This window comes from Providencia sp. PROV_01, assembly GCF_053098325.1.
On the sequence record NZ_JBRFKD010000002.1, the window covers coordinates 1,788,403 to 1,801,196 of the forward strand.

10 protein-coding genes are annotated in these 12,794 nt (G+C 36.8%); 6 read left to right on the forward strand and 4 right to left on the reverse strand.

What is annotated here, in order from left to right:
- Nucleotides 1-21: 21 nt before the first annotated feature.
- From prfB to ACU696_RS08680, 4 genes are all read left to right on the forward strand, one after another.
- Nucleotides 22-1,123 (forward strand): peptide chain release factor 2 gene (prfB, locus tag ACU696_RS08665; RefSeq protein WP_109912913.1). Its coding sequence is split into 2 segments (ribosomal slippage): nucleotides 22-99 and nucleotides 101-1,123, totalling 1,101 coding nucleotides; the frame shifts between segments, so codons are not numbered across the junction.
- A gap of 7 nt (nucleotides 1,124-1,130) precedes the next feature.
- A complete protein-coding gene (gene lysS / locus ACU696_RS08670) occupies nucleotides 1,131-2,648 on the forward strand; it encodes a lysine--tRNA ligase (protein WP_115166895.1) in 1,518 nt (505 codons plus the stop codon).
- 817 nt (nucleotides 2,649-3,465) lie between these two features.
- Entirely contained in the window at nucleotides 3,466-4,020 is a 555-nt protein-coding gene (locus ACU696_RS08675; protein ID WP_109912911.1) for a hypothetical protein, read from the forward strand.
- Nucleotides 4,021-4,040: 20 nt separating this feature from the next.
- Complete coding sequence (locus ACU696_RS08680; RefSeq protein ID WP_447343061.1) at nucleotides 4,041-7,553, forward strand: hypothetical protein; 3,513 nt, start codon at nucleotides 4,041-4,043, stop codon at nucleotides 7,551-7,553.
- A gap of 202 nt (nucleotides 7,554-7,755) precedes the next feature.
- On the opposite strand, the gene ACU696_RS08685 is transcribed toward ACU696_RS08680, so the two are convergent.
- From ACU696_RS08685 to ACU696_RS08695, 3 genes are all read right to left on the reverse strand, one after another.
- Nucleotides 7,756-8,574 (reverse strand): helix-turn-helix transcriptional regulator, encoded by an 819-nt coding sequence (locus ACU696_RS08685; protein WP_115168261.1) that lies wholly within the window; start codon nucleotides 8,572-8,574, stop codon nucleotides 7,756-7,758.
- Between the two features lie 727 nt (nucleotides 8,575-9,301).
- Nucleotides 9,302-9,667 (reverse strand): nitrous oxide-stimulated promoter family protein, encoded by a 366-nt coding sequence (locus ACU696_RS08690; protein ID WP_004913005.1) that lies wholly within the window; start codon nucleotides 9,665-9,667, stop codon nucleotides 9,302-9,304.
- Nucleotides 9,668-9,949: 282 nt separating this feature from the next.
- On the reverse strand, nucleotides 9,950-10,162 hold the full coding sequence (locus ACU696_RS08695) for a DUF465 domain-containing protein (RefSeq protein ID WP_004261774.1): 213 nt from the start codon (nucleotides 10,160-10,162) through the stop codon (nucleotides 9,950-9,952).
- Between the two features lie 266 nt (nucleotides 10,163-10,428).
- Here ACU696_RS08695 and eco point away from each other — a divergent pair, with 266 nt between their 5' ends.
- Entirely contained in the window at nucleotides 10,429-10,905 is a 477-nt protein-coding gene (gene eco, locus ACU696_RS08700) for a serine protease inhibitor ecotin (protein WP_004913002.1), read from the forward strand.
- 48 nt (nucleotides 10,906-10,953) lie between these two features.
- Here the strand turns inward: eco and ACU696_RS08705 are convergent, their stop codons facing one another.
- Nucleotides 10,954-11,391 carry a universal stress protein gene (locus tag ACU696_RS08705; RefSeq protein ID WP_004912997.1) on the reverse strand — a complete coding sequence of 146 codons (438 nt, stop codon included), beginning with the start codon at nucleotides 11,389-11,391 and terminating at the stop codon, nucleotides 10,954-10,956.
- A 300-nt stretch (nucleotides 11,392-11,691) separates the two neighbouring features.
- Here ACU696_RS08705 and ACU696_RS08710 point away from each other — a divergent pair, with 300 nt between their 5' ends.
- The gene (locus tag ACU696_RS08710) at nucleotides 11,692-12,621 is read left to right on the forward strand and encodes a cation diffusion facilitator family transporter (protein WP_004912996.1); all 930 of its coding nucleotides are present in this window, start codon (nucleotides 11,692-11,694) and stop codon (nucleotides 12,619-12,621) included.
- The last annotated feature ends 173 nt before the right edge of the window (nucleotides 12,622-12,794 follow it).

The following is a 12,794-nucleotide window of genomic DNA, read 5'->3' on the forward strand; positions in this document are numbered from 1 at the left end:
CTAACCATAAGATATTGAAAAATGACGTTTGAAATAAACCCAGTAAAAAGTAAGATTCAGGACCTGTCTGAACGGACAGTGGTTCTGAGGGGGTATCTTTGACTATGATGCCAAGAAAGAACGCTTAGAAGAAGTCAACGCTGAGCTTGAACAGCCAGATGTCTGGAATGAACCCGAGAGAGCACAAGCCCTTGGTAAAGAACGCTCATCGCTTGAGGCAATTGTTGAAACGATTGACCAGATGATGCAAGGCCTTGAAGATGTTGAAGGTTTATTAGAGCTAGCGGTTGAAGCTGATGATGAAGACACATTCAATGAAGCAGAAGCTGAATTAGAGCAATTACAAGGCAAGTTAGAGCAACTTGAATTTCGTCGTATGTTCTCAGGCGAATACGATAGCGCAGACTGCTACATTGACTTACAAGCGGGTTCTGGCGGTACTGAGGCTCAAGATTGGGCAAGTATGTTATTACGCATGTACTTGCGTTGGGCCGAGTCAAAGGGCTTTAAAACCGAAATTATCGAAGAGTCTGATGGTGATGTTGCCGGGCTAAAATCGGCAACGGTCAAAATTATTGGTGACTATGCCTACGGATGGTTAAGAACGGAAACGGGTGTTCACCGTTTGGTTCGTAAGAGCCCGTTTGACTCGGGTGGGCGTCGCCATACTTCTTTTAGTTCTGCGTTTATTTATCCTGAAGTTGATGATGATATTGATATCGAAATCAATCCAGCAGATTTGCGTATCGATGTGTACCGTGCATCTGGTGCTGGTGGGCAGCACGTAAACAAAACGGAATCAGCGGTACGTATCACACATATTCCAACCAATATTGTGACGCAATGCCAGAATGACCGTTCGCAGCATAAAAATAAAGACCAAGCTATGCGCCAGTTAAAAGCGAAGCTATACGAACTGGAAATGCAAAAGAAAAATGCAGATAAGCAAGCGATGGAAGAGAACAAGTCTGATATTGGCTGGGGAAGCCAGATTCGTTCTTATGTCCTTGATGATGCAAGAATTAAAGATTTACGTACTGGTGTGGAAACGCGTAACACGCAAGCCGTACTGGATGGTGATTTGGATAAATTCATTGAAGCTAGTTTAAAAGCTGGCCTGTGAGGGAAAAATGTCTCAGGAACAACAAGGTGTTGAACAAGCACCTGATTTGAATAACGAACTTAAAGCCCGTAAAGAAAAATTAGCGGCACTGCGTGAAAAGGGTATTCCATTTCCAAATGATTTTCGTCGTGAAGATATTTCCGACAAAATTCATGCTCAATATGATGATAAAACATCCGAAGAGCTTGAAGACTTAAATATCGAAGTATCGATTGCTGGCCGTATGATGACGCGTCGTATCATGGGTAAAGCGTCATTTGCCACGCTACAGGACGTTGGCGGACGCATTCAAATTTATGTATCGCGTGATGACTTGGCAGAAGGCATCTATAACGAACAGTTTAAAAAATGGGACTTAGGCGATATCTTAGGTGCTAAAGGCCGTTTGTTTAAAACCAAAACTGGCGAGTTAACTGTTCATTGTCATGAAGTTCGTTTATTAACCAAAGCATTGCGTCCATTACCTGACAAATTCCACGGTCTATCAGACCAAGAAACACGTTACCGTCAGCGCTACCTTGATTTAATTGCGAATGATGAATCTCGTCATACTTTTATTGTTCGCTCGAAGATCCTCGCTGAAGTACGTAACTTTATGGTTAGCTACGGTTTTATGGAAGTGGAAACACCGATGATGCAAGTCATTCCAGGTGGTGCTTCTGCACGTCCATTTGTGACTCACCATAATGCATTAGATATCGATATGTATTTGCGTATTGCGCCTGAATTATACCTCAAGCGCTTAGTTGTGGGTGGTTTTGAACGAGTATTTGAAATTAACCGTAACTTCCGTAATGAAGGGCTATCTCCACGTCATAACCCAGAGTTCACTATGATGGAACTCTATATGGCTTATGCGGATTACCGTGACTTAATCGCGTTGACAGAAGATTTATTCCGTACACTGACACAAAAAGTATTAGGTAATACCGTAGTTCAGTATGGCGAGCAAGAGTTTGATTTTGGTAAACCTTTTGCCAAACTCACCATGAAAGAAGCGATTTGCAAATATCGCCCAGAAACCAATGTTGCTGATTTGGATGATATGGATAAAGCGGTGGCGATTGCTCAGTCTATCGGTATTAAGATTGAAAAGAGCTGGGGCTTAGGCCGTATTCAGTGTGAAATTTTTGAAGAAGTTGCAGAAAGCCACTTGATTCAGCCAACATTTATTACTGAGTATCCAGCTGAAGTTTCACCATTAGCACGCCGTAACGATGACAACCCATTCATTACTGACCGTTTTGAATTCTTCATTGGTGGCCGTGAAATTGGTAACGGCTTCTCGGAATTAAATGATGCAGAAGACCAAGCTGAGCGTTTTGCTGAGCAAGTTCGTCAAAAAGACGAAGGTGATGATGAGGCAATGTTCTATGATGAAGACTATGTTACTGCATTAGAACATGGTTTACCGCCAACGGCCGGTTTAGGTATTGGTATTGACCGTATGGTGATGTTATTCACTAATAGCCATACTATTCGTGATGTTATTTTATTCCCTGCTTTACGTCCTAGCAAAGCTTAAATGCATTATGCCCGGTTAATTCCGGGCATATATTTATAAGCTATCAATATTACTCTTCACATGTTTTATTCAAGTGGTCATTTTAGTTAAAAAATAAAACACCATTTACTAGACGTTAAATGAGTAACGTAAAATGAAATCACTGAAAAGTTTTTTTTTAGTGATTATGACTATGTAATCACTATGTTTTAATTAAAAATAAATTTGAGTTACGAATCGTATCAATTTAATATAAGTAATTCTGACAGATAACTGCTATGCTTTATTACGTAGTTGAATGTCTATAAATACGTTTTTTGATAAAAAATTGATTCTATTTATAATTTTTAATTACTGTTAACCTGTAGAATTGAATTAAGCAGGTTACCCATATTTGGTGTGATGGCGATTATTTTCATGTCATAGGCTTAAATGTGTCAGCAGCTTGATAAATGAAATAAGATTTTTTGTTAGCTAGCATTTTATTTGTTAACAATTGTTTCAGATGACAGAACTAAAATAAGAGTTTACTTGAAAGGTATTGAATTGCTAGTAAGGTTTACCAAGTAACCTAATCGTTATCTGACATAAAATAATAAAAAATTCCGAAAAAGGTGTTAATTTACTCCTTTATTGGACGACTAGTGAGAATTAGCTCATAAAATTAATGAAAATATAGCAATAAAATAATTTTAAAACTAAAGTTAAGTTAATCATAAATTTATGAGATGACTCTATTTCTACGTTCGGACTTATAGAAAATAGCTAATTTTTAGCTTACACTAGGTTTTTTGGACATCATTATAATAGCGAAGAAAAGTGCTGGTAAGGTAACCATATGTTTTTAAAAAATAAATTTCATGTTGCATCTTTGCTTATAGCAGGTACAGCTCTTCTTTCAGGTTGTACATTTGGCTCAGACACATACAATACAGCAACACCGAATACCCCAAGTAAACAGACAGTCAATGCAAGTACCGCTCAGCCAGTAACACAACCAACTGCGGATACGAATTCAGGCCAGACTGATAACACATACCCTGAATCTCAAAAAGTTTTAAATAGTGCCATTAGTCGTACACCAATAGCATCAACAAGCTATGGTGAAAATGGTGCTGATCAGCAATCATTTGCCCATTTAAATACGTGTGTTAAAGAATTAAACGCGCTCAAAACACTCTCACCTAAAGATTACAATCGCTTAGTAGGTTCATTTAAAGAAGTTAGCGAAATCAACCGTCTATATCGACAAGTTGAAAGTACTGCTAGCCCAGACACAATTGAATTATTACAAATGGCGATCGAATCCAAAACTAAAGTGTTGTGCGCAAAAGTTCGTTATAACTCAGTATTGTCTACCGAATCAACATTGAAGAAAATTAGTGGATTATGAGAATAAACCTTAGGCTTTGTGTGTCACTGGCACTTGTTACGACTTTTTTTAGTCATGCTCCAAAAGCAGAGCGCTTTAACAATGTAATTGATGATTTTGATACTTACCTTCAAATGGAAAAAGAAGGCAAAGTGCAAGAACAAAAGCAGCAATTGCCAGTTAATACACAAAACCAAGGTTATGATATCTTTTCTTCGCTATCTACTGTTCCTGCGCCAAAAGAGAAACAAAAATCTGCGGCAGCTAAAGCTAATAAAGGAACTAAAGGCAAAGCAACAGGGAAGAATAAATCTGCGGCTACATCAACAAAGAAAACAGATGTAGTGAAAGCAGATCCTACTGAGCCAGAAAAAACGACGTTTCCTGAGGTGTGTGCGGTGACGACAGAAAATGGCGTAGCCCCTATTTTATTGTCGTCTTACCCTTATTTTTTTCAAAGCAATCAATGGGATCCTGCTTATCTAGCAAAAGATTTCGCAAAGTATCAATTAGTTCTTGACCCTCTCGGCTTATATGCGTCTAAATTTGCTAAGCCAACTGGTATTAATGCCTCTGCTTATCTTGAGCAGTTAGCGCAATTAATTGAACGTCAGCAATTAACTCATTTATATAAGTTTGGTATTGCTCAAGGAGTAGGCCAACTTATTGCCTATAATCATTTACTCAATGATGAACAACTTGTTTCTGAACTCATTAATCATAATAAGAGTATTGCGCAATTAACGCATACAATTACCGAAAAGCAATTTGAGATTGATAAATTAAATGATGAGGTTCTGAAGAATAAAGAGCAAATAGCTCAATTACAGGCGATTGTAGATTCATCAGATGACCAGTCTTTAGTTGACACATTAAAGGCTAAATTGGCGGATGCACAAAAAACAATTGAGCAAAAGCAAAATAGCCTTGAGCAATTGAGCCAAGAAAATCAACAAACTCAAGAAACCATTGCTCAGCTTGAAAAGCAATTAAATGAAAGTGTTGTTGAACAAGCCCAACTTAAACAGCAATTAGCAGAAAAAGAACAGCAATTTGCCTCAGCGAATTTGAAAATTGAGCAACTGACAGCTGATATTGCAAAATTAGAGTCAGAGGCTAAAAATCAACTACAACTTGTTGGTAACACTGATGAACAGATAAAATCAGTGACAGCTGAGCTTTTACAGCAAAAAGAGTTGTTAAAACAAAAAGAAAATGAACTAGCAACGGCTAAAAGTGAAAAAGATGGCGTTCAATCTTCTTTAGTTGCTCAGCAAGAAAAAAGTAAATCACTCGAGTCTCAAAACCAGCAATTACAAGCCCAGTTGGTTGAAAAAGAACAATTAGCAGAAAAAATTCAAGCTTCCCTGGCAGAAAAAACTGAACAAGCAGAACAAAAAGTTGCATTAGAAAATGCATTAAAAGCGGCTCAGGAGCAGCTTAATTCATATCAAAGCACGCAGAATACGTTAGCAAAACAGTTGGCTCAAAGTGAAAAACAACAGGAAGACTTGCAGGCAAAACTCAGCCAGCAAGAGCAGAGTTATGCCACCGCACAAGCGCAGCTGAAGCAAGCGAAGGCGGACTTACAAAAACTCCAAGCGGATGTGGAAAAACAAACCGCGTTGATGAGCCAAGCCAGCGATCAGCAAGTTAAAGCGCTGACGGCGGATTTAAACAAACAACTGGCGTTGCTGAAGCAAAAAGAAGACGGGTTGAAGAAAGCGGAAACCGAAAGCCAAACCACCCGTGACGCCTTAGCCAAACAGCAAGCGGATGCGAAAGCGTTAGCCGAGAAAAACCAGCAGTTGGTCGCAGAGCTCCAGCAAAAAGCGCAACAAGCAGATAGAATTCAGGCGTCATTAGCGGAGCAAACCGCGAAAGCGGCTGAGAAAGTGGCGTTAGAAGCCGAACTGGCCGCGGCGAAAAAACAGCTAGCCGAGCACCAAGCCGCGCAAAATGCGTTGTCAAAACAGTTTGCGAACAGTGAAAAACAGCAGGCGGACTTGCTGGCAAAACTTAGCCAGCAAGAGCAGAGTTATGCCACCGCACAAGCGCAGCTGAAGCAAGCGAAGGCGGACTTACAAAAACTCCAAGCGGATGTGGAAAAACAAACCGCGTTGATGAGCCAAGCCAGCGATCAGCAAGTTAAAGCGCTGACGGCGGATTTAAACAAACAACTGGCGTTGCTGAAGCAAAAAGAAGACGGGTTGAAGAGAGCGGAAACCGAAAGCCAAACCACCCGTGACGCCTTAGCCAAACAGCAAGCGGATGCGAAAGCGTTAGCCGAGAAAAACCAGCAGTTGGTCGCAGAGCTCCAGCAAAAAGCGCAACAAGCAGATAAAATTCAGGAGTCATTAGCGGAGCAAACCGCGAAAGCGGCTGAGAAAGTGGCGTTAGAAGCCGAACTGGCCGCGGCGAAAAAACAGCTAGCCGAGCAGCAAGCCGCACAAAATGCGTTGTCAAAACAGTTCGCGAACAGTGAAAAACAGCAGGCAGACTTGCAGGGGAAACTTCGTCAACAAGAGCAAGATTACGCTGCAGCTCAGGCTCAACTGAAGCAAGCCAACGCAGACCTGTTGAAGTTACAAAAAGATGTTGAAAAACAAACAGCGCTAATAGGGCAAGCAAGTGACAAGCAAGTTAAAGAGCTAACAATAAACTTAAATAAACAGATTGCCCTATTGAAACAGAAAGAATCAGCTTTAGCTAAGTTAGAATCTGAGAAAAAATCAATTAATGATGCTCTTACTGCCCAAGAAAATGAGAAGAGAAAACTTGAGCAGCAAAATCAGCAATTTGTTAAGCAGACTAAGTCTCAAGAAGACAAAATTAACAAACTTGAAAGTGATATAGCGGCTAAAACAAAGAAACAGTCTGAGGTTGAGCAAAAACTGGCAGACACAAATAAGCTTTTTGGTGATTTAAAAACGACTTCTCAGAAAGAATTAGCATTAGCACAAGAGAAATTGAAAAAATTACAAACAGAGTTAGATTCGCGTAAATCCATTTCGAGTGATGAAACTTTAAAATTACAAATTGTGGACTTGAACCGATTGATAACTCAACTACAAGATGAAAATGATGCATTAAAAGCGAGAAGTGGATCAAAAACGAATACAGGTTTGGCTGGACGAGTTCCGCCTAGTAAAGATTTAAAAGCGATCGCTGCAGAAAATGCGAAGAAAAACCAAAAGATTATTGAACAAATTACTGCTCAAAAATACAGTAAGCTCGATAACAACACTTACTATAAGATCATGCAAGCAGGCTCACCGATAAAAGACGTCAAAAATAAAGATGTAACTTTTATTATGAGGGAACAATTGACGGATGGTAAGGTTACAGTATTGTACACCGATCAAAACCCTGTCACATTGCCTTATAGCCAGTTACCAGCTCCATTAAATTCCTTTGTAGAACGAGCAGGGGAAGGGGGCATGGTTAAGGTATATATTAAGCCTGAAGGAGGGTATGGTGTTGAAGGTATACCTGGTGAAGTACCACCAAACTCCATGTCAATTATTGATTTGAAAATAATTAAAGCAAAATAATATAATTTTTGTCTAAGTTTATCTTAAAGGTAATTTGTCACTGAAAAGGCAAATTACCTTTTTTGTGATGTATTAATTTAAAAGGGAGTATAAGAAGTATAAGAAGTTTAGGTGAATACTTAAAAGGGGGAGAGCTGCTTGCCGTTCTGCCAGATTATATTTCTATAACTGACAGGGCATGAGTTTGAATATTACTGAGCGGTTAAGCTGCTATTCTTGACCGACTCGGAGTGTATCCAAATCTTTTTCGATAAGTTTGAGTGAAGTAAGATTGACTTGAAAAACCAGCTTCCATTGAAACTTCAACAATACTCATTGTTGTGTTAATTAATAACTGGTGTGCATACATAATACGTTTTTCACTAATCCAAGAACGTGGTGATGTAGCATAAACGGTATTGAACAGCTCTTTAAAGGTTGTTAACCCCATGCCAAAAGTACGTGCAAACTCACTTAATCTCCACTCCTTAAGATAATTATTTTCCATAAATAATTGCAAACGCTCTACTTGGCGACTACTCAGCTGTCTAAAATTAGATAACAATAAAGCACCTTGTTCACTGTAGCTCAGTAATAATAATAACTCGCTTACTCTGAGTGAGAAGATAACATCAGGGTATTCATTATTGATAAATGCATTTAAGCTTGCTTTAATTTCGTTAATGAGAGGAGAAGAATTAAATTTAATTACATCACATGGTAAGCCTTCACCGCGGTCTATTCCACTTAACTCAGCACCATGATTGGAGATGAAGTTACGTAAAAACTTATCATCTAAAGAAATCCAAAGTAAATCACAATTTGTTGTTTCAGCGAGCTGCAATGAGTAAGCGCCTTGTTTGTGATATAAGATATCACCTTCATTTAAACGTTGAGAGTTAGATGGGGTTTCTAGTAATACCGAGCCTTGCTCTACGATTAAAAGCCCTTTGGTTTCTAAATCGATAATGTGATGAGCTGCGTTACTATTAACTTTTATTTGTTTAATTACGTATTGATTTGGTGAATTTACTACTTGCATGACGATACCTTCATTAATTGTATTTAAATATAACTTCAAAATTAAATGTTCAACAATTTCCACCTGGTGATATAAAGCATGGATGTTATTAGTATGTTTGAAATTATATAAATCGATTAATTTTGTGTCACATTGTAATTCCAAATATAAATAAATGTTTCCAAATATATATTTTCCGATCTTTTTCTGCAAATAGCTCGGTATTTATTGGTTTTAAAATGGTATTTTTTCTGTTTATTCCTATAATTTTAATTAGTTTAGATTAAAATTCTAAATTAATAAAATTAGTCGGTTGTTAATATATTATTGTTTATTACACATAAAATGTGTTTTTTTTCTACTTTCTGCTCACTTATCATTTTTAGTATAGTAATATGAATTTTAGCTATGCTAATGGTGATATTAGAATTCGTTAAAATTATTATTGATTAATTTCATTAATGTAATAATTGATTGCTAACTTAATTTATTTTTTTTATAATCGTATCGATTGATATTATTTATTAATATGAGGGTAATTGCTGTTAAGATGTGACTTGAGTCTCATTTTTTAGTAGATAGGTTTGAATGATGGCTCTGATAGGTATTTTAAATATATGTTTTGATAAATAGTTTTTTCTTGTTATTACTTTTCTCGCTTATTATTGTTTAATATACCCGTATTTTATTACTTCTCCTTATACTGTATTTTGCTTAAGTAGAGGGTTAGTTTGAGTTATGGTTACGCTTATCGAGGTTCTTGCTTCCGAGCTGTGCGTTTATTTACTTTGGTAGGTAAATCAGGAACAGGTTTACGATCATCAATTAAATGGCGTATAGCGAGTATTGGGTGATGGATTAACATTTTAGGGCCAGCCCAGCGCATAACTAGCTTCATTTGTTCCCGCATTTTGGGTTGGTAACAATGGATTGGACATTGTTTACATGCTGGTTTTTCTTCCCCATACCGGCATTTTTCTAGCCTATTAACGGCATAGGAAAATAATTTTTGATAAAAATCAGGAGATTCTAGTGGCGCAGGGTAGGCTTTTTCATAGATTTTTATCATTTTTTCAATCGTTTTAATTTCACGATGAATGCGTTTGCCAACCATAGAAAGTCCTTAGAGAATTAAAACATATATTTAATATACAATTTTAAGAGGCGAATGGTTAGCTAATGATGATTTATTCGTGTTTTTATTGATAGAGCTCAATTAAATGGTGAATTTTCGACGCAATAAAAAGAGGGTAAAAAATTACCCTCTTATATTAGTGTGAAAAACCACTTAGCTAAGACTAAATGAATCAATATAATATCGTCATTTTTAGAATGTTAGCTAAGTTTGTGATTTTCGTTATGTGAGAAAAATACCAGATATTATTATCGTGATAAGCTATTGACTCGAGAGCATTATCTTTTGCATTTCATCTTTAAGATGTAATTTTTCTTTTTTTAGCTTAGCGACATGCTCATTGTAACCAGCTCCAGAAGGACCTTCTAATTTACTGATTTCTTTGTCGAGTTGATGGTGTTTTTCATAAAGAGTCTGAAAACGGGGATGTGTAGAGATTAATTTTGAAACTAAATCTTGATCTGCTGATAACATACTACCTCCTCAGAATGTATTAAGCCTCAGATTCAGTATAAACATTGCGTACATTTTGTACATCCAAATAGCTTGTAATTTACATAATTTTTATTAGTTTTATGATCTTTCTACTAGAATTAAGTCGTATTACATTGCTTTACCTGAGTTATCTCTATTTTTGTAATTAAGAATCATCTATAGTGATAATTACGACGTAAATGACTTAATATGTATAAAAGTCTGGTTTTAAAAATTAGTTTTATGTTCTTAAATAGGAATAAATAATGAAAAAAGCGATTTTATCTGTAATGGCAGCGGCACTAATTTCATCTTGTGCAGTAGCAACGGAAGATTTGGAAAAGATCGCGCCATATCCAAAAGCTGAATCGGGTATGACTCGTCATGTAATTGAATTAACCAAGCAACAAAATGAAAATGACTTTATGGTTGAGTTAGTTATTGGAAAAACGATCAAAGCAGATTGTAACCGCCAATGGTTTATGGGTGACCTAGACAAAAAGACATTAGAAGGTTGGGGTTATGATTATTATAAACTCGACGAAGTAAAAGGCCCTGCGTCTACCATGATGGGATGTTCTGAGCCGGCAAAAGACCGTTTTGTGACAACTCAGTTAGGTGATGATGCATTTGTGCGTTATAACAGCAAGCTACCAATTGTGGTTTACGCTCCAAAAGATATGCAAGTGAAATATCGCATCTGGTCTACAGACGATAAATTAATTGATTCAGTTAATAAATAAATATTCAAGAAAATGCCGCATTTAGCGGCATTTTTTATAGCAATTAATTTAGCGAATAACAAATACAGATGTTTTCGCATGGCGCACAATAGCGGATGCTGTGGAGCCTAATAGGTAGGTTGAAGTGCTTGGGTGATGAGAGCCAACAACTATTAGGTCGGCACCAATTTCTTGCGCATAATCCAAAATTTCGTCTTTGGCGGAACCAATACCAACTTTGCAGTTAATACGTTCATCAGCAACTTTGATATCTTTAATGACCTCTTCTAATGCACGCATTGCGAGAACTGAGCGTTCTGCAGAATCTTTATTGCTTTCTGGTAAGGCGGCAATTTCAATACCAAAAAATAATTCAAGACTTGGAATAACGGATAGAAAATGAATTTCGGCTGAGCTTAGTTGCGCTAGTGCCTCAACGTGTTTGATGATCTCTTGGTTCAACTCATCTTCTAACAAATCAATAGGAACTAGGATTTTTTTATACATAGCGACCTCATTTTCGTGTTATTTGAAATTAATTACAAAGGCTTATCTTCAATATATCATAAGTTAAATGGAAAGTAATAAATGCTATAACGTGCGCATTTATCGCTTAGAGTTAAGGTAAATATAATTAATTATTTGAAAATAAAGGATAATTATTGTTGAGTCACCCTTTGTTTACAATTATTAGTGAGACTTTTAACAGGAACTATGCGATTATTGATTTTAAATATCATTAACCAATTGATTTAAAAGGTTTATTTGAATGATAATTATTTTGTTTTTCATTAAAGAATACATCATATGAATATGAATAATGCCTCGCCCAAGAAAAAAAGTGAGCTCGAGCTACAGCAAATAAAATTTAATGCAGCGAAGAAAAGTACACTCATCAGTGTCGTTGTTAATACACTCTTATCCATTTGGCAGATAATTATTGGTGTTATTTCACATTCTTCAGGGCTAGTTGCTGATGGTATCCATACCTTGTCTGATTTAATTGCTGATTTTGTCGTATTAATCGCGAATAAAAAAAGCCATAAAAAACCTGATGAAGATCACCCCTATGGCCATTTTCGTTATGAAAATGGTGCCTCATTAATATTAGGAATAATTTTATTAATTGTTGGTGTGGGGATGGTTTGGTCTGCTATTGAAAAGTTACTCAACCCAGATTTAATTCCTGAAGTACATACCATAGCTTTGGTCGCTGCACTGATCGCTTTAGTGGCAAAAGAAGGTTTATTTAGATATATGCTTCATGTTGCTAACAAAGTGAATTCGAGTATGTTAGTTGCAAATGCTTGGCATGCACGCTCTGATGCCGCTTCTTCATTAGTTGTTGCCATCGGTATTATTGGGAGTTTATGCGGTTTACGTATTTTTGACCCGATTGCTGCCCTCATTGTCGGGACTTTTGTTTTTCGCATGGGGTTCAAATTTACGAATCAATCGATGCAAGACTTAATGGATAAAGGCGCGAATGAGGAAACTTTGCAGGAAATTCGTTCTGTTTTAGATAATATAAGTGAGTTATCGGGATATCATGATTTAAAAACACGTAAGTCGGGTGATTTTTTATTAGTAGATGTGCATCTAGAACTTGATGGAAATATGAGTATTACTGTTGGCCATGAGATTGCGGTAAATGTACGTAACAAGTTGATGGAAAACCCATTAATTTTAGATGTTATGACTCACCTTGACCCTTATGATAAAGATGTTAAGCATTAATCATACGTTTATTTTATTTTTCGATAAGAACCGAGCTTTAAAGTGGCTCGGTTTTTTATTGCAAGCTATTATATAAAAATGACTTATTAATTATTGCATCCAGTTGATAACAAGGCGAAAATTAATACGTTGTTTCATAATGGCACAATATAGTATTTGTTCAAAGTATAGGG